21 protein-coding genes are annotated in these 21,734 nt (G+C 64.3%); 1 reads left to right on the top strand and 20 read right to left on the bottom strand.

Annotation, left to right across the window (positions count from 1 at the left end; translation table 11 throughout):
* Positions 1 to 33: 33 nt before the first annotated feature.
* Complete coding sequence (rpsF, locus tag J3U95_RS20765; protein ID WP_005666068.1) at positions 34 to 426, bottom strand: 30S ribosomal protein S6; 393 nt, start codon at positions 424 to 426, stop codon at positions 34 to 36.
* A 283-nt stretch (positions 427 to 709) separates the two neighbouring features.
* On the opposite strand from rpsF, the gene lexA reads away from it, so the two are divergent.
* Positions 710 to 1,339, top strand: a complete 630-nt coding sequence (lexA, locus tag J3U95_RS20760) for a transcriptional repressor LexA (RefSeq protein WP_208280556.1) — start codon at positions 710 to 712, stop codon at positions 1,337 to 1,339.
* Positions 1,340 to 1,385: 46 nt separating this feature from the next.
* On the opposite strand, the gene J3U95_RS20755 is transcribed toward lexA, so the two are convergent.
* The 19 genes from J3U95_RS20755 to leuC all read right to left on the bottom strand — a co-directional run bounded on the left by J3U95_RS20755 (position 1,386) and on the right by leuC (position 21,508).
* Positions 1,386 to 2,102: a tetratricopeptide repeat protein gene (locus J3U95_RS20755; RefSeq protein ID WP_208280555.1), complete on the bottom strand. Its 717-nt coding sequence runs from the start codon at positions 2,100 to 2,102 to the stop codon at positions 1,386 to 1,388.
* A gap of 121 nt (positions 2,103 to 2,223) precedes the next feature.
* Positions 2,224 to 3,465: a cystathionine gamma-synthase family protein gene (locus J3U95_RS20750; protein WP_208280554.1), complete on the bottom strand. Its 1,242-nt coding sequence runs from the start codon at positions 3,463 to 3,465 to the stop codon at positions 2,224 to 2,226.
* 3 nt (positions 3,466 to 3,468) lie between these two features.
* A complete protein-coding gene (gene purF, locus J3U95_RS20745) occupies positions 3,469 to 4,992 on the bottom strand; it encodes an amidophosphoribosyltransferase (protein WP_208280553.1) in 1,524 nt (507 codons plus the stop codon).
* 62 nt (positions 4,993 to 5,054) lie between these two features.
* The gene (locus J3U95_RS20740; protein WP_208280552.1) at positions 5,055 to 5,543 is read right to left on the bottom strand and encodes a CvpA family protein; all 489 of its coding nucleotides are present in this window, start codon (positions 5,541 to 5,543) and stop codon (positions 5,055 to 5,057) included.
* 15 nt (positions 5,544 to 5,558) lie between these two features.
* Entirely contained in the window at positions 5,559 to 6,527 is a 969-nt protein-coding gene (locus tag J3U95_RS20735; RefSeq protein WP_208280551.1) for an SPOR domain-containing protein, read from the bottom strand.
* Positions 6,528 to 6,554: 27 nt separating this feature from the next.
* Positions 6,555 to 7,853, bottom strand: a complete 1,299-nt coding sequence (gene folC / locus J3U95_RS20730) for a bifunctional tetrahydrofolate synthase/dihydrofolate synthase (RefSeq protein ID WP_208280550.1) — start codon at positions 7,851 to 7,853, stop codon at positions 6,555 to 6,557.
* 78 nt (positions 7,854 to 7,931) lie between these two features.
* Entirely contained in the window at positions 7,932 to 8,804 is an 873-nt protein-coding gene (gene accD, locus J3U95_RS20725; protein ID WP_123070742.1) for an acetyl-CoA carboxylase, carboxyltransferase subunit beta, read from the bottom strand.
* Between the two features lie 173 nt (positions 8,805 to 8,977).
* Positions 8,978 to 9,247, bottom strand: coding sequence for a hypothetical protein (locus J3U95_RS20720; RefSeq protein WP_208280549.1), 270 nt, complete (start codon positions 9,245 to 9,247; stop codon positions 8,978 to 8,980).
* Between the two features lie 312 nt (positions 9,248 to 9,559).
* Positions 9,560 to 9,832, bottom strand: a complete 273-nt coding sequence (locus tag J3U95_RS20715) for a hypothetical protein (RefSeq protein WP_208280548.1) — start codon at positions 9,830 to 9,832, stop codon at positions 9,560 to 9,562.
* Between the two features lie 278 nt (positions 9,833 to 10,110).
* Complete coding sequence (trpA, locus tag J3U95_RS20710) at positions 10,111 to 10,911, bottom strand: tryptophan synthase subunit alpha (protein ID WP_208280547.1); 801 nt, start codon at positions 10,909 to 10,911, stop codon at positions 10,111 to 10,113.
* Positions 10,912 to 10,990: 79 nt separating this feature from the next.
* Positions 10,991 to 12,247, bottom strand: coding sequence for a tryptophan synthase subunit beta (gene trpB, locus J3U95_RS20705; RefSeq protein WP_208280546.1), 1,257 nt, complete (start codon positions 12,245 to 12,247; stop codon positions 10,991 to 10,993).
* On the bottom strand, positions 12,213 to 12,923 hold the full coding sequence (locus J3U95_RS20700) for a phosphoribosylanthranilate isomerase (RefSeq protein WP_208280545.1): 711 nt from the start codon (positions 12,921 to 12,923) through the stop codon (positions 12,213 to 12,215). The genes trpB and J3U95_RS20700 overlap by 35 nt, the downstream gene beginning before the upstream one ends.
* A gap of 20 nt (positions 12,924 to 12,943) precedes the next feature.
* Positions 12,944 to 13,744 carry a tRNA pseudouridine(38-40) synthase TruA gene (gene truA / locus J3U95_RS20695; RefSeq protein WP_208280544.1) on the bottom strand — a complete coding sequence of 267 codons (801 nt, stop codon included), beginning with the start codon at positions 13,742 to 13,744 and terminating at the stop codon, positions 12,944 to 12,946.
* Positions 13,741 to 16,770 (bottom strand): motility hub landmark protein FimV, encoded by a 3,030-nt coding sequence (locus J3U95_RS20690; RefSeq protein ID WP_370662095.1) that lies wholly within the window; start codon positions 16,768 to 16,770, stop codon positions 13,741 to 13,743. The genes truA and J3U95_RS20690 overlap by 4 nt, the downstream gene beginning before the upstream one ends.
* 222 nt (positions 16,771 to 16,992) lie before the next feature.
* Positions 16,993 to 18,120 carry an aspartate-semialdehyde dehydrogenase gene (gene asd, locus J3U95_RS20685; protein WP_208280542.1) on the bottom strand — a complete coding sequence of 376 codons (1,128 nt, stop codon included), beginning with the start codon at positions 18,118 to 18,120 and terminating at the stop codon, positions 16,993 to 16,995.
* 26 nt (positions 18,121 to 18,146) lie between these two features.
* The gene (gene leuB, locus J3U95_RS20680) at positions 18,147 to 19,217 is read right to left on the bottom strand and encodes a 3-isopropylmalate dehydrogenase (RefSeq protein WP_208280541.1); all 1,071 of its coding nucleotides are present in this window, start codon (positions 19,215 to 19,217) and stop codon (positions 18,147 to 18,149) included.
* A gap of 13 nt (positions 19,218 to 19,230) precedes the next feature.
* Positions 19,231 to 19,878 (bottom strand): 3-isopropylmalate dehydratase small subunit, encoded by a 648-nt coding sequence (gene leuD / locus J3U95_RS20675; RefSeq protein WP_208280540.1) that lies wholly within the window; start codon positions 19,876 to 19,878, stop codon positions 19,231 to 19,233.
* Between the two features lie 63 nt (positions 19,879 to 19,941).
* Complete coding sequence (locus J3U95_RS28575) at positions 19,942 to 20,064, bottom strand: hypothetical protein (protein WP_267877799.1); 123 nt, start codon at positions 20,062 to 20,064, stop codon at positions 19,942 to 19,944.
* Between the two features lie 43 nt (positions 20,065 to 20,107).
* Positions 20,108 to 21,508, bottom strand: coding sequence for a 3-isopropylmalate dehydratase large subunit (gene leuC, locus J3U95_RS20670; RefSeq protein ID WP_208280539.1), 1,401 nt, complete (start codon positions 21,506 to 21,508; stop codon positions 20,108 to 20,110).
* Between the last annotated feature and the right edge of the window lie 226 nt (positions 21,509 to 21,734).

Below are 21,734 nucleotides of genomic sequence, written 5' to 3'. Positions count from 1 at the left end.
GCTACGGTTACTACGAATCCCTGGAAAAAAATCTTAGGCAGCGGCGGCCGGGGCAGCTGCAGGAGCGGCTGCTTCTGCACGGTGGCTCTTGGCTGCATCTTCGCGCTGCACCGATTTCATCATCGGCGACGGTGCGGTTTCTGCTTTCTTCATCTTGACGGTCAGATGACGCAGAACGGCATCATTGAACTTGAATGCGGTTTCCAGCTCGACCAGGGTCTCGTTGTCGCACTCGATGTTCAGGCAGATGTAGTGAGCTTTTGGCAGCTTCTGGATCTGGTAAGCCATCTGGCGGCGGCCCCAGTCTTCCACGCGATGGATGTTACCGCCGCGGCTGGTCACCGTGGTCTTGTAACGCTCGATCATCGCCGGGACTTGCTCGCTCTGGTCCGGATGGACGATAAAAACGATTTCATAATGACGCATGCATTACTCCTTGAGGACGTTTTAAACAAATGCCCACCTCGGCGTCAAGACGAGTGTGGGAAGGGAACAGCCAGCTAGTATAGCGCGAAATGGGCAAAAAGGGAACCTGGCTGTCAAGAGCGCCGCCCATGCACCTGGCTCACTCGACATTTACGCTTGCAAAAAGCGTATTTTTTGCGATACGCGCGCTTTTTTTGCGCTTTTTCGTGTATATCCCTTGCGTATAGCAGAATACTGTACAAAAATACAGTCTATCTCTACCAACCCGTTTCGCAAGATATTTATGCTCAAGCTCACTGCAAGGCAAGAACAGATCCTTAACCTGATCAAGGAAGCGATCGAGAACACGGGTTTCCCTCCGACCCGGGCCGAAATCGCGGCCGAACTGGGCTTCCGCTCGGCCAATGCCGCCGAAGAACACCTGCAAGCCCTGGCGCGCAAGGGCGCGATCGAGATTTCGCCGGGCACCTCGCGCGGCATCCGCCTGGTCGGCGCCAGCGTCGAGCAGATCCCGATGCCTCCTCCGTCGATGATGTCGCTGCCATTGGTCGGCCGCGTCGCCGCCGGCAATCCGATCCTGGCGCAGGAACACGTCGAAGCCACCTACAACGTCGATACCGCGATGTTCGCGGCGCGGCCCGACTTTTTGCTCAAGGTAAAAGGCTGGTCGATGCGCGACGCCGGCATCATGGATGGCGATTTTTTGGCGGTCAAGAAGATCGACAGCGCCAAGAACGGCCAGATCGTCGTCGCCCGCCTGGGCGAGGAAGTCACCGTCAAGCGCTACCGCAAGACGGGCGACCTGGTCGAACTGCTGCCCGAGAACCCCGACTTCAAGGTCATCGAAGTCACGCCCGACGAAGAGTTCGCGCTCGAGGGGCTGGCGGTCGGGTTGATGCGCAGCTGGAACTGATCGACCTCACCTCTTGACCATGCCGGCCCGCGGGCCGGCATTCCCGTTATTGCTTGGCCTTGTTGACCACCGCATTATGCTGGTCGACAAACGCTTCGGTCGCGCTGCGCCATGCGGCGAAATCGGCCAATACCATCTTCGAATTGACTTTCGCTCCCTCGGCGATATTCTGGCGCACCCGCTCCAGGTAGGCGGTCGAGGCCTCGGTTTCCTGCTTGTTCATCAGCTTGGCGATGTCGGGCGGGATGCGCTTGGTCAGCGGCGATTGTTCATTGAGGTTGGTCACCATCTTGTTGTAGCAATCCTGCCAGCCGGTCACGGCCTTGTTCACGCGCTCGATCTCTTCATTGATCTTCGACACCGCCGGGATACGCGGCGACGGGCAGCGGTACTCGCCCGACTGCAGGTCGGCGCCATCGTAGCCCTTGATCCAGTAATCGATCTCGGCGCGGCGATCGATGCGCTGCTGCATGATCACGAGCGAGTCGGCGGCGACCTTGTTGCCCTTGGCGGCCGACTTTTCAAACCATTCCTTCGCCTTCGCTTCATCGACCGCGCCGGCCTCGCCATACCAGTACATCTGGCCCAATTGCTGCTGGGCCTGTGGATTGCCGGCATTGGCCAGCTTGGTGTACAGCTTGAGTGCGCCCGCATAGTCTTTTTTCTCGAACAGGGCATTGGCATCCTCGAGTTCGCTGGCGAAGGCGGCGCTACTGAACGCGACGGATACCGCGAGGGACAGGCAGGACAGGAATCGTTTCATGGGCATACCGTGAGGCTGAGCTGGTAAAAGTCCATGATAGCCGTGTTTTACGGCTGGGCTCAACCGCAAAAACGACAGGGCCGGCATTTGCCGGCCCTGTAATGACAGCTTTTACTTCGCTTTACGCATCCAGCGCCTGGCGGAAGTCGCCGACCAGGTCATCGGTGTCCTCGATGCCCACCGACACCCGAATCAAGCCTTCGGCGATGCCCATGCTGGCGCGCCGCTCGGGGCCCATCTCGAAGAAGATCGTGTGCGCCACCGGGATCACCAGGGTGCGGTTGTCGCCCAGGTTCGAGGCCGGGATCGCCAGCTTGAGGCGATTCAGGTAGTCGAACGGGTCGATGTCGTCCTTCAGCTCGAAGCTCAGCAGCGAGCCGCCGGAGCGGAACAGCGCCTCGACGATCGCGTGCTGCGGATGCGAGGCCAGGCCCGGATAATGCACGGCAGCGACGCGCTCGTCGGCTTCCAGCATCGTCGCCAGCGCCAGCGCATTGGCGCAGGTGCGCTCCATGCGCAGGGCCAGCGTCTCGGCGCCGACCGCGATGTGGTGCGCCGCTTCCGGACCCAGCGCGGCGCCGAAGTCGCGCAGCGCCTTGGCCCGCAGCTGGGCCATGCCTTGAGCGGCGGGCGGCTGCTTGCGGAAGTTCTGGGCGATGTTCGGATACGCGGCCCAGTCGAACAGGCCGGTATCGGTCAGTGCGCCGCCCAGCGCGATGCCGTGGCCGCCGATCGACTTAGTCAGCGAATTGACCACCAGCCCGGCACCGACGTCCTTTGGCCGGAACAGCCAGGGCGTGGTCATCGTGTTGTCGACCACGTACAGGATGCCGCGCGCGCGGCACAGTTCGCCGATGCGGGCCAGGTCCGCCACTTGCGTGCGCGGGTTGGCGATGGTCTCGACGAACACCAGGCGGGTGTTCGGGGTCAGGGCCGCTTCGACCCGGGCCACGTCGGTGGCGTCGACGAAGGCGACGTCGACGCCCTGCCCCGCCACCGTCTGCCACAGGCTGTTGGTATTCCCGAACAGGAAGCTCGACGACACGATGTGGTCGCCGGCTTTCAACAATGCCTGGAACAGCGCGCCGATCGCCGCCATGCCGGTGCCGAAGCACAGGGTGGAGACACCGTCTTCCATCTTGCTGATCTTGTCTTCCAGGGCCGACACCGTCGGGTTGCCCTGGCGGCCGTAGCGAAAGCCCGGCTCCTTGCCCTGGAACACCGACGCCAGCTGGCGCGCGTCGGCATAGCCGAAGGCGACCGAGGTATGCACCGGCTTGTGCAGCGAACCCTGCTCGATCGTCTTGCGGCGATCGTTGTGCAGGATGGTGGTGGTGAAGCCGTAGCGCTTGTTATCCGACATGGCTTACTCGGCGGCCACCGGCGGGTTCAGGTTGAGCTGGGTGCGCACCTTGTCCTCGACGTCCTTCGACTTCGGATTGTGGCGCGCCGATTCCTGGCGGTCCAGGTACTCGGGCGTCACGTCGCCGGTGATGTAGACGCCGTCGAAGCACGAGGCCTCGAAGTTCTTCAGCTCGGGATTGACGTCCGAGATAGCCCGCTTGAGCGCGTCGACGTCCTGGTACACCACGCGGTCAGCCGTGATCTCGCGGCACACTTCTTCGGTCGTGCGGCCGTGGGCGATCAGCTCGTCGCGGGTCGGCATGTCGATGCCGTACACGTTCGGGTACAGCACCGGCGGCGCGGCCGAGGCGAAGAACACCTTGCGGGCGCCGGCTTCGCGCGCCATCTGCACGATTTCGCGGCTGGTGGTGCCGCGCACGATCGAATCGTCGACCAGCAGCACGTTCTTGTCCTTGAACTCGGAGCTGATCGCGTTCAGTTTCTGGCGCACCGATTTCTTGCGCATGCCCTGGCCCGGCATGATGAAGGTGCGGCCGATGTAGCGGTTCTTGATGAAGCCTTCGCGGTATTCGACGCCCAGTTTCATTGCCAGCTGGATCGCGGCCGGACGCGAGGAATCGGGGATCGGCATCACCACGTCGATCTCGTCGACCGGGATTTCCTTGCTCACCTTGTCGGCCAGGTATTCACCCATGCGCAGGCGGGTGGCGTACACCGAGGCGCCGTCGATCACGGAATCGGGACGGGCCAGGTAGACGAATTCGAAGGCGCACGGGTTGAGCGATGGATTCTCGGCGCACTGGCGCTCGTGCAGCTGGTTGTTTTCGTCGATGAAGACCGCCTCGCCCGGCGCGATGTCGCGCACGAAGCGGAAGCCCAGGCCTTCCAGGGCGACCGATTCGCTGGCCACCAGGTATTCATTGCCCTGCTCGGTCTCGTTGATGCCCAGGCACAGTGGACGGATACCGAACGGGTCGCGGAAGGCCAGCATGCCGTGGCCGGCGATCTGGGCGACGACGGCATAGGCGCCGCGCACGCGGCGGTGCACGGCGGCGACTGCCTTGAACACGGCGTCGGCGTCGAGCGAGTAGCCGTCGGCCGCTTCCTGGATTTCGTGCGCCAGCACGTTGAGCAGCACTTCCGAGTCGGAATCGGTGTTGATGTGGCGGCGGTCGTTGCGGAACAGCTCGTCCTTCAGCTGGGCCTGGTTGGTCAGGTTGCCATTGTGGGCCAGCGTGATGCCGAACGGTGCGTTGACGTAGAACGGCTGCGCCTCTTCCTCGCTCGACGAGCCGGCGGTCGGGTAGCGGCAGTGGCCGATACCGGTATTGCCCTGCAGCGAACGCATATTACGGGTGCGGAACACGTCCCGGACCAGGCCGTTGGCCTTGAACATCGAGAACATGCTGCTGTGATTGGTCGCAATGCCCGCCGCATCCTGGCCGCGGTGCTGCAGCAGCAGCAATGCGTCATACAGCAACTGGTTGACGGGAGAGTGAGAGACGACGCCGACGATGCCACACATGGTGTGCTCCTAAAAGCTTGAGTGCTTGATTACAGAAAAAAGTTCTACGACTGGAATGCTGGTCAAAAATTCACGTGCTGCGCCATGGCAGCGGGCAGGAAGGGCTTGACGGTACGGGCGCCGGTCTCGGCGATCGGCGACAACAGGGCCTGTTGCCAGAATGCCTGCTTCGGAATGTCCGTCATCCCACACAATATGACGCCGGCCAGCACGATTACAATGCCGCGCGCCAATCCAAACAAGCCGCCAAGGCCGCGGTCCGCCAGCGAGAGGCCGGTGGCTTCCACCAGGGCCCCGATCGCCAGCGACAGCAGACCCATCAGGATACGCACGCCCAGGAACAGCGCGATGAAGGCCACGATCAGGCGCGCCGTGTCGCCGGGAATCACTTCCGGCAGCAAGGGCGCGAGCCCGGCGCCATAGGCATTGGCCACCACGAAGGCGACGATCCAGCCCAGCAGCGACAGGATTTCCTTGACCAGGCCGCGCAAGGTGCTGATGACAACGGAGGCGATCAGCACGAACAGCACCAGGTAATCGAAAATCGTCACGCTTGTCGGACAGAATCAGAGCGGCACCATGGTGCCGGACAGGCCGATGCCGCCCAGCTTGGCGCGCGTTTTCTCGGCTTCTTCCTTGCTGAACGGACCGATCCGCACTCGGATCAGCTCGCCCGATTTCTGGGTGAACGACGCGATGCCGGCGCCACGCAGGCGTTCCTGCAATTCCGTGACCTTTTCCTGGCTGGCCAGGGCGGCGACCTGCACCACGAAGCGCGGCGCCGGGCCTTGCGCCTTCTGTGGCTCGGCCGGCTTGCCTTCCAGGATGGCCATGGCGCGCGCGGCGTCGTCCTTCGGCGCGGGCTTGACGACCTGCTCGGCCTTCGGATGCGTCTCGACCGGCTTCTTCGCCGGCTCGGGTTTCTTCTCGGGCGTCGGTTCCCGCTTGGGTTCCGGCTTCGGTTCGGGCTTCACCGGCTCGGGCTTCGGCTCGGGCTTCGGCTCGGGCTTCGGTTTGACCTGTTCGGGCTTGGGCTCCGGTTTCGGTGGCTCGGCCTGCTCCAGCATGCGCATCGGCGGCGGATCGCTGGCCGCCGGGGCGGTCACGGGCGCGTTGCTGGCAGGGCCGGCGGCCGGTGGCGCCTCGACTGGCTCGACGATCTCTTCGTCGCTGTCGACGCTGGCCATCGGCGCCACCTGCTCGGACGGCACGGGCAGCGGGGCCGCCTTGTCCTTGTCCGGAATGTGGATGGCGATGTCGGTGGCCAGGGGCTTGGGTTCGGAATCGAGCAGCATCGGCAGCGCGACGACGGCCGCCAGGACCAGCGCGATGGCGCCGACCAGGCGGCGGCGGGCGCGCTTCTTCTCGGGAAGGATCGGGTCGCCGCGGCTGGTGCGGCGGCCCGCCTCGCCTGCGGAGCTTGCGCGCTTGGAACGGGCGCGCTCGGTATAAGCGGCATCGTCGTCCTTGACGAAGTGCCCGCTGTCCCGGACAGTTTCTTGCTTGTTTTTATTGCCGAACGAGAACAAGCCCATGTGGTTCAGGTAATCAGGTGAAGAAGGTCAGTGAAGACTCGATTTACGGGCCGCCATGACGCCTGCAACCGTGTAGAAAGAGCCAAAGACCACAATTCTATCATTCTCCCCTGCCCGGCTCAGCGCATTCGCATAGGCCTCGGCTGGCGTTGCGAAACTACTCACGGAAAAATCGTCATCCTTGGCGCCGGCGGGCTTCAGTTCGCGCAGCTTGTCGGCCAGCGCTTCCGGCTGTGCCGAGCGCGGCGAATCGAGCCTGGTGACGCACCAGTGATCGATCACGCCGGCCATCGGGGCGATGACGGCGTCGATGTCCTTGTCTTCCATGATGCCGAACACGGCATACGTGAAGCGGTGGAAGCCCATATTGCCCAGGTTCTGGGCCAGGGTGGCGGCGGCATGGGGGTTATGGGCGACGTCGAGCACCTGGGTCGGACGGCCCGGCAACACCTGGAAACGGCCCGGCAGCTCGACCAGCGCCAGGCCGGCGCGGGTTTCCTGGGCGCCGCACGGCAGCTGCATGCGCAGCGCCTCGAGCGCGGCCAGCGCGGCCGAGGCGTTGAGCAGCTGGTTGGCGCCGCGCAGGGCCGGATAGGCCAGCGAATTGCGGCGCTGGCTGCGACCGCCATAGCTCCACTGCTGCTGGTCGCCCTGGTAGTTGAAATCGCGGCCGAGCAGCCACAGGTCGGCGCCGATCTGTTCGGCGTGGTCGATCAGCGATTGCGGCGGCACCGGGTCGCTGCAGATCGCCGGCTTGCCCGGGCGGAAAATGCCGGCCTTCTCGAAGCCGATTTTTTCGCGCGTGTCGCCCAGGTAGGACGTGTGGTCGATGTCGATGCTGGTGACGATGGAGACATCGGCGTCGATGACGTTGACCGCATCCAGGCGTCCGCCCAGGCCGACTTCGAGGATGGCGACGTCGACGCCGCTCTTCGAGATCAGGTGGGCGATGGCCAGGGTGGTGAACTCGAAATACGTCAGGTCGGTCGCGGCGCGGGCGGCTTCGACGGCGTTGAAGGCATCCACGAGCGCCTCATCGGATGCCATCTCGCCATTGATGCGGGCGCGCTCGTTGAAGTCGAGGAAGTGCGGCTTGATGTAGAGGCCGACGCGGTAGCCGGACTGCAGCAGCACCGATTCGAGCATCGCGCAGGTGGAACCCTTGCCATTGGTGCCGGCGACCATGATCACCGGGCAATCGAAGGCCAGCTGCAAGCGCTCCTTGACGGCGCGCACGCGGTCCAGGCCCATGTCGATATGGGTTTCGGCATGGCGCGACTCGAGCAGGGCCAGCCAATCGGGCAAGGTGGTGGGAAGTGGGGACATGTGGATACGGTCGATGTGCTCGGCTGCCCTGGGCGGGCGCACAAGCTGAAAGGGCGACCGAAGTCGCCCTTGTGTCTATCAGGCCAGGACTTCGGTCGCCTGGTTTTGCAGCAGGGCCAGCAGGCGCGCGATTTCTTCGCGCATCTTGCGGCGGTCGACGATCATGTCGACGGCGCCTTTGGTAACCAGGAACTCGGCGCGCTGGAAACCTTCTGGCAATTTCTCGCGCACAGTGTTCTCGATCACGCGCGGGCCGGCGAAGCCGATCAGGGCCTTCGGTTCGGCGATGACGACGTCGCCCATGAAGGCGAACGAGGCCGAGACGCCGCCCATGGTCGGGTCGGTCAGCACGCTAATGAACGGCAGCTTCTTTTCGGACAGCTTGGTCAGCATGGCGGTGGTCTTGGCCATCTGCATCAGCGACAGCAAGCCTTCCTGCATGCGGGCGCCGCCGGTGGCGGTGATGCAGATGAAAGGCACTTTCTGCTCGAGCGCCACTTGCGCGCCCCGCACGAAACGCTCGCCGACGACGGAACCCATCGAGCCGCCCATGAATTCGAATTCGAAGGCGGCGACGACCACCGGCAGGCTCATGATGGAACCGCCCTGCACGATCAGCGCATCGGTTTCGCCGGTGGCGTCCATGGCCGCCTTCAGGCGATCCGGATACTTCTTGCTGTCTTTAAACTTCAGCGTATCGACCGGCAGGGTCTCCTGGCCGATATCGTAGCGGCCGCCTTCATCGAGCAAGGCGTCGAGGCGGTCGCGGGCGCGGATGCGCATATGGTGGTCGCACTTCGGGCACACGTGCAGATTGGACTCGATATCCGCACGGTACAGCACCGATTCGCACGACGGGCACTTGACCCAGAGGCCTTCCGGCATGGTCTTGCGGTTTGCGGCATCGGAGCGCTGGATCCGAGGGGGCAGCAGCTTTTCCAACCAACTCATGTTCTCTCCTTTGCGGCGAATCTTTTGAAGAGGCGTAGTGTAGCCGCTCGGCCGGCGCTTGTCGAATGATGGCTAGCCAACAATTATCATTTCAACATTACCCGCCGCGGGTAAGCCTCGCGACGCCTGTCGAGCCGCTAGGCGCGATGCCGAGCACCGCCATCCAGAATGGATCAAACGTCGACGGTCGTGTATTCGATGCCGCCAATGCGCGCAGCCACCAGGTTGTACAGCCAGGCGACGATCACACCGCTCAGATAGCCCAGCAGCGGATAGAGCACGGCCATGAAGATCGCGCCGCCGATGCCGAACGACGATGCCTCGTTGCTGAAGCTCGTCCCCAGCAACATGAACGCCACCATGGGGATGGCGATGATGAGGTAAATCCCCGCCATCACCTTGCCGCACTGCCCCACCGCCACGTGCTTGATCTGCCTTTTCATCCATCCTCCTGTCGACAAATTGAAGTTTCCAATCTATCACAAGGCAGCACCAACCAACTATTTATAACGGGTAATTTCTTAACAATGAGGGTCAGAGTCGAATTGTTTGACAACTTTCGAAGTTGCCCGATAAATCGACTCTGACCCTCCTGTTAGTTTTTCTGGCTCTCGTTCCTTCCATTCATATTGGGGACAGAGTCGCCCTTGTCTGTCTGAACATCAATAACCCAGCAATTAGGGTCAGAGTCGAATTGTTGGGAAATTAAAACGGATATATGTTCGAATGGCCAAATGCCTTAGGTTTTCCGGTGCCTAGGATGCAACCTCGGCTGCCGTGTATTCGAACCCGCCGATGCGTTGCGCGACGAGGTTATAGATCCAAAAACATAGCACCCCGCCAAGATAACTGACGAAGGCATACAGGAAGGGGAAGGCGATGACTGCGCCGAGGCCGGCCGGGGTTTGTCCCAGCAGGGGCGCCAGGAGCATGAACAGCAGAATGAGCGGTAGCGAGAATACGAAGTACAGCGCGGCAATCATCTTGGCGCACTGCGATACATCGACTTGCTTGATACGGATCTTCATCGGCGACCTCCTGTGGACGAGATTGGAGATCACAATTTACTTGAAGCAATTCGATAGCGAATCGCTTCAGTGCAAAAGATCAATTGCGCCAAAGCAATAATTCGCCCGGCGCGTGTTTTTCAGGTTTATCCGGACGAAAGTTGTCAAACAATTCGACTCTGACCCTAATTGTTGGGTAATTGCTTAACTGCAAGCAACTAGAGGGTCAGTGTCGAATTAAATGACAATATTGAGGCAAGAAATTGCTCAATAATTCGACTCTGACCCTAATTGATGGTTTAGCGCGCGTCGAGGGCGGTGCGGATGCCGGAGGTGAAGCTGCGGACGGCCTCGACGGCCTCGCTGGCTGGGTGCGCTTCGATTTCCTGGATGATGCGGCTGCCGATCACGACCGCGTCCGCCACCTGCGCCACCGCCTTCGCGGTCGCGCCATCGCGGATGCCGAAGCCGACGCCGATCGGCAGCTTCACGTGTTCGCGGATGGCGTTCACGCGGCGCGCCACATCGTCGGTGTCGATTGCGCCGGAACCCGTTACGCCTTTCAACGAAACGTAATAGCTGAAGCCGCCGCCGTATTGGGCCACCTGCTTCACGCGCTCGGTGGTCGAGGTCGGGGCCAGCAGGAAGATCAGGTCGAGGCCGTTGTCGCGCATGGCGCTGGCGAAGTCCGCGCATTCCTCCGGCGGGTAGTCGACGACGATGGCGCCGTCCGCACCCGCCTCTTTCGCGCAGCGGATGAATTCAGGTTGGCCGATGCGCTCGATCGGGTTGGCATAGCCCATCAGGACGACCGGCGTCTGCTCGTCGGTCTTGCGGAATTCGCGCACGAAGGCGAACACGTCCTTCAGGCCGATATTGAACTTGAGCGCGCGCTCGCAGGCGCGCTGGATCACCGGGCCTTCGGCCATCGGGTCCGAGAACGGCACGCCCAGTTCCAGGACGTCGGCGCCGCCCGCCACCAGGGCGTGCATCAGCGGGACGGTCAACTCGGGACCGGGGTCGCCGGCGGTGATGAAGGTCACCAGGGCGGTCTTGTTCTGTGCCTTGAGTGCGGTAAAAGTGGATGCGATACGGGACATGCTGTTTCCTTGAAATGGTTGGTGCTGCGCCCCGGCCGCCAGGGCGACCGGAGCCGGACAGGGTTGACTACACAGGATCTCAGCCGAAATCCATCCCCATCCGCTGCGCCACCGTGTGCATGTCCTTGTCGCCGCGGCCCGACAGGTTGACCAGGATGATCTTGTCCTTCGGCAGGGTCGCCGCCAGCTTCACGCCATAGGCGATCGCATGCGACGATTCCAGCGCCGGAATGATCCCCTCGATGCGGCAGCAGTCGTGGAAGGTCTGCAGCGCCTCTTCGTCGGTGATCGACACATACTGCGCGCGCGCCGAATCTTTCAGCCAGGCGTGCTCGGGACCAACGCCCGGATAATCCAGTCCCGCCGACACCGAATGCGTCTCGATGATCTGCCCGTTCTCGTCCTGCAGCAGATACGTGCGGTTGCCGTGCAGGACGCCCGGCAGGCCGGCCGTCAGCGAGGCCGCATGCTTGCCCGATTCGAGTCCCTCGCCCGCCGCCTCGACGCCAACGAGCTGCACGCCCGGCTCGCCGATATACGGGTAAAAAATGCCCATCGCGTTCGAGCCGCCGCCGATGCAGGCGACCACATAGTCGGGCTGGCGCCCCGCCATGGCCGGCATCTGCACGCGGCATTCCTCGCCGATCACCGACTGGAAGTCGCGCACCATCATCGGATAGGGGTGCGGGCCCGCCACCGTGCCGATGATGTAGAAGGTGTTTTCGATATTCGTGACCCAGTCGCGCATCGCCTCGTTGAGCGCGTCCTTCAAGGTCTTGGAGCCCGACTCCACCGGCACCACGGTCGCACCCAGCAGCTTCATGCGGTACACGTTCTGCGCCTGGCGCTTGACGTCCTCGGCGCCCATGTACACCACGCACTCCAGGCCGAAGCGGGCGCAGATGGTGGCGGTGGCCACGCCGTGCTGGCCGGCGCCGGTCTCGGCGATGATGCGCTGCTTGCCCATGCGCCGCGCCAGCAGGGCCTGGCCGATCACGTTGTTGATCTTGTGGGCGCCCGTGTGGTTCAGGTCTTCGCGCTTGAAATAGAGCTGGGCGCCGCCAGCCAGTTCGGACCAGCGCCGCGCGTGGTACACCGGCGACGGACGGCCGACGAAGTGGGCCAGCTCGTAGCGGAATTCCTCGAGAAATTCAGGATCCTGCGCATACTTCGCATAGGCCTCGTTCAGCTCGGCCAGCGCGTGCGACAGGGTTTCGGCGACGAAGCTGCCGCCATAGGGGCCGAAGTGCCCGACCGCGTCTGGCAGGGCGTAATCCGGGGTCTTGAACAGGGGCGCAGCGCTAAGCTGGGCCGTGATGGTGTCTTTCGTGGTCATGGTGCGACTCGCTATCGATGGTGGCATCGGCTGCCCGCACCGCCGCGACGAAGGCGGCGATCTTGCGGGCGTCCTTGATCCCCTTCGCTTCCTCGACACCACTGCTGATGTCGACGGCGAAGGGACGAACACGTTCGGTCGCCTCAAGGACGTTGTGTACGCTCAACCCACCACTCAAAACGACCCGAGGCGCGAGCTCTTTTGGAATAAGAGACCAATCGAAGACCTTTCCTGCGCCGCCGTAGGCATCCACCCAGGTGTCGAGCAGGAGGCCCGAGAACCACGGACTGGCGGCGCGGTATGCAGATTCACATTCTAGCAAAGCCGCGGGCGGCGTGTCAGGCTTGATGCGGTAGGCGCGCACGAAAGGCCGCTCTACCTCCGCCGCGATGGCGGCGCACTGCTCGACCGTTTCGTCGCCATGGAACTGGATCAGGCCCAGCGGCATCTTGCTTGCGACCTCGCGCACCTCTTCCAGCGTCGGGTTCACGAACAGCGCCACGCCGCTCACGAACGGCGGCAGGATCGCGCACAACTCGGCCGCGCGCGCCGGCGTGATGTAGCGCGGGCTCTTCGGATAGAAGACGAAGCCGAGCGCGTCGGCGCCCTGCTCGACCGCCGCGCGCAGGTCTTGTTCGCGGGTGATGCCGCAGATCTTGATACGGGTACGTCGCATGGCTATTCCTGGAAAATCGCTCACAGCCACGGCAGGGGCGTCGAGTCCTCCTGCGGCAGCTTCCACTTCGGATCGTACTCGATCTTCGCGAAATACAGGCCGTCCGGCATGAAGGTCGGCGCGGCGGCGTCGCGCGAACGGGCTTCGAGCACCTCGCGCATCCACTCCGGCTCGTTGCGCCCGGTGCCGATATAGATCAGCGAGCCGACGATATTGCGCACCATATGGTGCAGGAAGGCGCTGGCGCGCAGGGTGAACACGATGATGTCGCCATGGCGCGCGATGCTCACCTCGTGCATGTCCTTCACCGGCGTATTCGCCTGGCAGCCGCTGGCGCGGAAGCTCGAGAAATCGTGGGTGCCGATCAGGTGCCGCGCGCCTTCTCGCATGCGCTCGACGTCGAGCGGACGGAACACCCACCCTGCCCGCTTGGCCAGCAGCGCCGAAGGATTCGGGTGGTTGTAGAGCACGTAGTGATAGGTGCGCGAGCGGGCCGAGAAGCGGGCGTGGAAATCCTGCCCCTCTTCGTCGGGCTCGACGACGGCGGCCCAGCGCACCACGATCGACTCAGGCAGGAAGGCATTCACGCCGCGCACCCAGGACTGGGCCGGGCGACTTAGGTCGGTATCGAAATGAACGACCTGCTCGATGGCGTGCACGCCGGCGTCGGTGCGGCCGGCGCACGTCGTGGGGAGCGGTACGCAGGCGAACTTCTCCAGCGCGATCTCGAGACGATCCTGGACGGTGTTTCGTTCCGGCTGTTTCTGGTAGCCGTTCCAACCGGTGCCGATGTACTGGACACCCAAAGCGATACGGGTCACGCCAGCAGTTCCCTCATCGCGCTGGCCTTGCCGACCTGCTCGGGATTACCGCCCTTGATGACTTCGTCCAGCAGCTCGCGCGCGCCTTCCTTGTCGCCGATCTCCTGGTAGGCGATGGCGAGATCGAGCTTGGTTTCCATCTCCATGTGCTCGGGCGACATCTGGCCCGGGGCCTCGGCGGTCGCACCAAGCGCATCCAGCGGCTGCGCGGTGGCTGGTTCGGGCGGCAGGTCGAGGTCGAAGTCGGCCAGGTCGAACGAAGACGCGGCCTTGTCGTCGGCCGGCGCCGAAGCGGGCTCGAAGGCCTCACGCGCCGAGACTTCCTGCGGCGCCGGGACCGGGGCCGGGGTCTCGGGCAAGTCGAAGGCGTCGAACGGATCTTCCACGCGCGCACCGAAGTCCTTCGGCTCGGCGCCGCCAGCCACACGGGGCTCGTCGGGGGTGCCGAAGTCCATGCTGTCCAGGTCGAACAGCGGATCTTCCGATGCGCTTGCCGCGGCGGCGGAACGCACGGGCGTCTCGTCGACTGCCGGCGTCACGGGTGTGGTGGGCGCGGAAAAATCCATCGCATCGAGGTCGTGCAGCGGATCGGCCTGCGCCACGGTCGGCTGTGGGGTGGTGCCCGGCAGCGGCGGCAAGCCCTCGAAGTCCTTGGCCAGGCCGGCCATGTCGACCGGGGTCGCCTGCACTTGCGACTGCGGCGACAGGTCGAGCGTGAAGTCGTCGTCATCGTCGACCGTGGCCGCGGTCGCCGCCGGCTGGGCGGTCGCCGGGGTGTCGAAGTCCATGTCGAAATCGAGGTCGTTCGCGTCCGGCGTGCTCTTGCCCTGCTCTGCCGCCGGCGCGCTGCCTGGCGGCGCGAACGGCGCCATATCGAATTCCAGGTCCGGCACGGCGGTCGCATCCGGGTCCGCACGGCTGGCCGCCGGCGGCGCGGCGTCGGTGTTCGTCACCGGCTCGAACGTCAGCCCGCCGAGGTCGAAGTCGAGCGTGTTGTCGTCGTTACGTGCCTCCGGGGTTGGCTCGGCCTGCGGCGCGGCCGTGCGGTCCTCGTCGTCCTTGGCCAGGGCCACCGCGGCAGCGCCGGCAGCGACACCGGCAGCAGCGCCGGCAGCAGCGCCCGCACCCACCGATGGGCCGCCACGGAAGGCATCCTCGAACTGCTGCGACAGGATCGCCTGCTGGTTGCGTTCCTGCGGCGACGGCGTCGGGGTCGATGCCGGAGCGGCGTTCGCATACAGCGGATTGGTCGGATCCAGCGTCAAGCCCAGCGCCGCGGCCTGGGCCCATTCGTCGCCCTGGCCGCCGGTGAAGGCATGCAGCTCGCGCGCCTGGGCTTCGAAGGCGCGCACGTCCTTGCGGGTGGCGTAGATCTCGAGCAGCTTGAGGCGCACCGGATGGCGTTCCGGATGGACGCGCAGCGCTTCCTTCAGGATTTCCTCGGCCTGGGCGTCGCGGCCATAGGCGATGTAGACGTCGGCTTCGGCGACCGGGTCGACCTCGTTGGTGTCGAGCTGGCTGGCCGATGGCGCGAAGCTGGAGTTGAACACGCTGTTATTCGTGTCCACGCTCTGGCCGCCGGTTTCGGCGAACAGCGAGTTGGCGCTGGCGCCGGGCACGCCCAGCACCGACGGTTCGGCCGGCACCGGCTTGACGGCTTGCGCATTGCGCTTGCGGCGCTGGGAGATGCCCAGCGCGGCCAGCAGCAGCACCAGCGCGCCGGCGCCGATGTAGAGCATATTGTCCAGGATGGTGTCGACCAGGCTTTTCTCCGGCGGCGGGGCCGGCCGTGCCGGACGCGGGCGCGGCGCCGGCTTGGCCACCGGCTTCTCGGCGGCGGCCGTCGCCGCGGCAGCAGCGGCGGCCTGCTCGGCCTCGGCGCCGGCGCGGCTCGGCACCGTCATCAGGTTTTCGAGTTCGTTGACGTTGCGTTCGAGTTCCTTCACGCGCGCCTCGGCCTGGGCCAGTTCGCGCTCCTTGGCCACCGTGTCCTCGACGCTGGCGGTGCCGTCGGCCGGCGCGCCGGCCGCGCCGGGCGTGGCCTTGGAAAGCTGCAGCTTGTCCTGCGCTTCGCTGACCGCGGTCGGCTGTTGCTCGACACGGGCCGTGACACGGCCGCTGGCGCTCTGGCCGCCCTGCGGCGTGGCGCTCGGCGCGCTGCTGGCCACCTGGCCGGCCAGCTTGTTGCGGTAGGCGTCGAAGTCGGCCGCATGGGCCACGACCACGCCGCGCGCCTCGCCCTGGCTGGCGCCGCCGCGCACCGAATCGGCATCCGGGATGCTCAGGATCTGGCCCGACTTCAGGCGGTTCATATTGTTGCCGATGAAGGCGTCGGGATTGGCGCGGTACAGCGCGACCAGCATCATGTCGAGCGAGACGTCGGCCGGCTTGACGTCGAGCGCGATGCCGCTGAGCGTGTCGCCGCGGCGCACGCGGTAGCTGTCCTGCGCTTCGCGCGCCTGGGCTTCGCGCGCCTGGCGTTCGGCGCCGCGACGGGCGGCGGCGATCCTCGCTTCACTCGGCGCTTCACCCGGCGCGGCAACCGCTGGAGCCGGGCGTGACGCAGCGCCCGGCGCGGCCGGGCGGGTTTGCGGCGCCGCCGCCACCTGGGCCGGCTGGGTCGTGCGCAGCTCGGCCGGGTCGAGCAGGAAGGTGTATTCGCGCACCAGGCGACCGTTGTTCCAGGTCAGCTCCAGCAGCATGTCGACGAAAGGCTCGTTGAGCGGCTGGGTCGAGCTGACCCGGATCACCTGGCGCCCGGCCCGCTCCTCGACCGCGAAGCGCAGCGACAGCAGGGCCGGGTTGAATTCGATGTTCGCGGCGCGGAAGGCTTCGGGCGAAGCCAGCTTGACCGCCATGCTTGCCGGGTCTTCGCCGGCGCCGGCCGTCAGCTCGATCTCGGCGCGCAGCGGCTGGCCAAGCGCCGACAGCACCGTCAATTTCCCCAGCCCGGCTGCATTGGCGGCGGAAGTCAGGAACACTGCACTGGCCACGGCGGCGGTGATCGATTTCAGCGCGGTTGCCACGAGCGGAGATTGGTGCGAAGAATGCATAGTTAGCAGCGAAATGAGTTGGCCGAGGGAAAGGCGGTTTCCCGGAGTCTCAACATAACATCATGCTCTGGAGCACGCAAGGTCTCGACGCACCCGGACGACCGGAGTATGCACCTTCTTCAAAGCGAATGCCCCGTAGACGGGGCATTCATTATGCACACTGCATGTCAGTTGCCATTGAGGCAACGGATTGGATCAACGCTCGAGTACGATGCGCAGCATGCGGCGCAGCGGTTCGGCCGCGCCCCACAGCAGCTGGTCGCCGACCGTGAAGGCCGACAGGTAATCGTCGCCCATCGACATCTTGCGCAGGCGGCCGACCGGGATGCCCAGGCCGCCCGTCACCGCTGCCGGCGAGAGGTCGCGCATCGACGCTTCGCGGGTATTCGGCACCACCTTCACCCACCCGTTGTGCTGCGCGATGATGTCGTTGATCTCGTCCAGCGGCACGTCGCGGGTCAGCTTGATGGTCAGCGCCTGCGAGTGGCAGCGCATGGCGCCGATGCGCACGCACAGGCCGTCCACAGGGATCGCCTTGATATCGAAGCCCGCGCCGCGGCCCAGGATCTTGTTGGTCTCGGCGCCGGCCTTCCACTCTTCTTTCGACTGGCCGTTGCCCAGGTCCTTGTCGATCCACGGGATCAGGTTGCCGGCCAGCGGCACGCCAAACTGCTTGGTCTCGTCAGCCGACAGGCCATGCTGGGTCGCCAGCACGGTGCGGTCGATCTCGAGGATGGCCGATGCCGGATCGTCGAGCAGCGATTTCACCGAGCTGTTGATGGTGCCGAACTGGGTCAGCAGCTCGCGCATGTGCTGGGCGCCGCCGCCCGATGCCGCCTGGTAGGTCATGGAGGTCATCCACTCGACCAGGCCCTGCTCGAACAGGCCGCCCAGGCCGATCAGCATGCACGACACGGTGCAGTTGCCGCCGATGTAGTTTTTGACGCCTTTCGACAGCGCGGCGTCGATCACCGAACGGTTGACCGGATCGAGCACGATGACGGCATCATCGTTCATGCGCAGGGTCGACGCGGCGTCGATCCAGTAGCCGTTCCAGCCGGCCGCGCGCAGTTGCGGGAATACCTCGCTCGTGTAGTCGCCGCCCTGGCAGGAGATGATGATCTCGCATTTCGACAGTTCGGTAATGTCGGTCGCGCTTTTCAGGGTAGTTTCGTTTTTCGCCATCTTCGGCGCGGCGCCGCCCGGATTCGAGGTGGTGAAGAACACCGGCTCGATGTGGTCGAAATCGCCTTCCTCTTGCATGCGCTGCATGAGAACCGAGCCGACCATGCCGCGCCAACCTACCAGACCAACTAATTTCATCTTCTTCTCTCAGGGTTAACTAAACTTTATGCGAGCGCGGCGAGCACCGCGTTGCCCATCTCTTCGGTGCCCACCTTGGTGGAACCTGCTTCGAAAATATCCGGCGTGCGCAGCCCTTGCGCCAGCACGCGCTTGACGGCGTTCTCGATGCGGTCCGCCTGTTCGGTCAAACCCAGCGAGAAGCGCAGCATCATCGCGCTTGAGAGGATCGTCGCCAATGGATTGGCCACGCCCTGCCCCGCGATGTCGGGCGCCGAGCCGTGCGACGGTTCGTACAAGCCCTTGTTATTGGCGTCGAGCGAGGCCGACGGCAGCATGCCGATCGAACCGGTGAGCATCGCGGCGGCATCCGACAGGATATCACCGAACATATTACCAGTAACGATCACATCGAACTTCTTCGGCGCGCGAACGAGCTGCATGGCCGCGTTATCGACATACATGTGTTCGAGCGCGACGTCCTGGTATTCCTTGTGCACATCGGTGACGATATCGCGCCAGAACTGGAAGGTTTCCAGCACATTGGCCTTGTCGACGCTGGTCACGCGCTTGTCGCGCTTGCGGGCTGCCTGGAAGGCGACGTGGGCGATGCGGCGGATCTCGCCTTCGGCATAGCGCATGGTGTCGAAGCCCTCGCGCTGGCCCTTGAACGGGCCGTCCGGGCATTCGCGCACGCCGCGCGGCTTGCCGAAATAGATGTCGCCCGTCAGTTCGCGGATGATCAGGATGTCCAGGCCAGAGACGACCTCTGGCTTCAGGGTCGAGGCGCCGGCCAGTTCCGGGTACAGGATCGCCGGACGCAGGTTGGCGAACAGGTTCAACTCGCGGCGCAGGCCGAGGATGGCCTGTTCCGGACGCAGCGCGCGCTCGAGCGTGTCGTACTTGTAGTCGCCGACGGCGCCGAACAGCACCGCATCGGCTTCCTTCGCCAGTTTCAGGGTGCCTTCCGGCAGCGGATGGCCGTGGGCCGCGTAGCCGGCGCCGCCGACTTCCGCGCTTTCCATCTCGAACGATTCGCCGAGGGCGTTCAATACCTTCACTGCTTGCGCGGTGATCTCCGGGCCGATGCCGTCACCCGGCAGGATCGCGATTTTCATTCAGCTGCTTTCTTCAGATGGTGTTGGCGAGCCACGGCTGGGCCGCGACGTGGCGTTGCTCGAAGGCGCGGATCTCGTCCGCATGGCGCAGGGTCAGGCCAATGTCGTCCAGGCCGTTCAGCAGGCAGTATTTGCGGAACTCGTCGATGGCGAATTTGAACGACAGGTTGCCATCCTGCGTGCCGATACGCTGCTGCTCGAGGTCGATCACGAGCTGGAAGCCAGGGTTCGCTTCGACCGCCTGGAACAGCGCCTCGACTTCTTCTTCGGAGAGCGCGATCGGCAGCAGGCCGATCTTGAAGCAGTTGTTGAAGAAGATGTCGGCGAAGCTCGGCGCGACCACGGCGCGGAAACCATACTGTTGCAGCGCCCACGGCGCGTGCTCGCGCGAAGAACCGCAGCCGAAGTTCTTGCGGGTCAGGAGGATCGAGGCGCCGGCGTAGCGCGGCTGGTTCAGCACGAAATCCGGATTGACCGGGCGCGTACTGCAATCCTGGCCCGGCTCGCCGTGGTCCAGGTAGCGCCACTCGTCGAACAGGTTCGGACCGAAGCCGGTGCGGCGGATCGATTTCAGGAACTGCTTCGGGATGATGGCGTCGGTATCGACATTGGCGCGGTCGAGCGGCGCCACCAGGCCCTGGTGTACGGTGAATTTATCCATCTTGCTTCCCTCGCGCCGACTACGCAGCGCATCACGTCGTCCCCGCGCAGGCGGGGACCTGAGTTACTTACCGCCAGCGCTGGTAACGACCTGGCCCACTTTGGAGACATCGCGACCGATGCCCGAGATGGTGTTGCAGCCAGCTAGCAGAATGGTGATGAGGGACAGAGCGAGTGCTTTTTTCATGATCTTCCTGTTACGGTAAAACGAGTTCAAGAGCTATAACGCATCAGAGCGCGCGTACGTCGACAAAGCGCCCGGCAATGCCCGCCGCCGCCGCCATCGCCGGCGACACCAGGTGGGTGCGTCCGCCCTGGCCCTGGCGGCCTTCGAAGTTGCGGTTCGAGGTCGAGGCGCAGCGCTCGCCCGGCTCCAGGCGGTCGGCATTCATCGCCAGGCACATCGAGCAGCCCGACTCGCGCCATTCGAAGCCGGCATCGACGAAGATGCGATCCAGCCCCTCCCGCTCGGCCTGCTCCTTGACCAGGCCCGAACCCGGCACCACCATGGCCAGCTTGACGTTGGCGGCGCGATGCCGTCCGCGCACCACCTCGGCGGCGGCGCGCAGGTCTTCGATGCGTGAGTTGGTGCACGAGCCGATGAATACCTTGTCGATCGGGATTTCATCGATCGGGGTATTCGGCGCCAGGTCCATATAGGCCAGCGCCTTCTCGATCGCGCCGCGGCGCACCGGGTCGGCTTCGTTTTGCGGATCGGGCACGCGGCCGTCGATCGCGGTGACCATTTCGGGCGAGGTGCCCCAGGTGACTTGCGGCTGGATGTCTTTCGCGTCGAGTTCGACCACGGTATCGAACGCCGCGCCCTCGTCCGTGTGCAGGGTGCGCCAGTAGGCGACGGCTTGGCTCCACTGCTCGCCCTTGGGCGAGAACGGACGGTCCTTGACGTAGGCGATCGTGGTGTCGTCGACCGCCACCATGCCGGCGCGCGCGCCCGCTTCGATCGCCATATTACAGACCGTCATGCGGCCTTCCATCGACAATGCGCGGATGGTCGAGCCGCCGAATTCGATGGCGTAGCCGGTGCCGCCGGCAGTGCCGATCTTGCCGATCACGGCCAGCACGATGTCCTTGGCGGTGACGCCCGGGTTCAGCGCTCCCTCGACCTTGACCAGCATCGATTTCGATTTCTTGGCCAGCAGCGTTTGCGTGGCCAGCACGTGCTCGACTTCCGAGGTGCCGATGCCGTGCGCCAGGCAGCCGAAGGCGCCGTGGGTCGAAGTGTGCGAATCGCCGCAGACGACGGTCATGCCCGGCAGGGTCGCGCCCTGCTCCGGCCCGATCACGTGCACGATGCCCTGGCGCTTGTCGTTCATGTCGAAATAGGTCAGGCCGAATGACTTCGTGTTGGCGTCGAGCGTCTCGACCTGCAGGCGCGAGGTCGGATCAAGGATGCCTTGCGCGCGGTCGGTGGTCGGCACGTTGTGGTCGGCCACGGCCAGGTTCGCGGACACGCGCCATAGCCCACGGCCGGCTTCGCGCAGGCCGTCGAAGGCTTGCGGGCTGGTGACTTCGTGCACCAGGTGGCGGTCGATATAGAGGACTGTGGTGCCATCGGCGTCGGCACGCACGACATGGGAATCCCAGAGTTTGTCGTAGAGCGTTTTTTGCATGGTCGATCCAGTGTTGCGGTGAGATGGTGCACGGCCTGTCGAGACCGGGTTTTCGATTATGCCATAATTGTGCAGTGCCGCACCAAGCCGGGGCGACGCACGTTTATGCCAATGACCTTACCACGTGGAAAATAATATTTGCAAGGATTTTGGTATATGCAAATAAAAAAAGCCTGTGTCACAAACACAGGCTTTTGTCTGCGCTTTTGGCGCAAGCGGCGAAAAG

Source organism: Massilia oculi, assembly GCF_017582745.1.
Lineage (GTDB): Bacteria > Pseudomonadota > Gammaproteobacteria > Burkholderiales > Burkholderiaceae_D > Telluria > Telluria oculi_A.
This window is presented reverse-complemented; position numbering and strand designations above follow the sequence as displayed.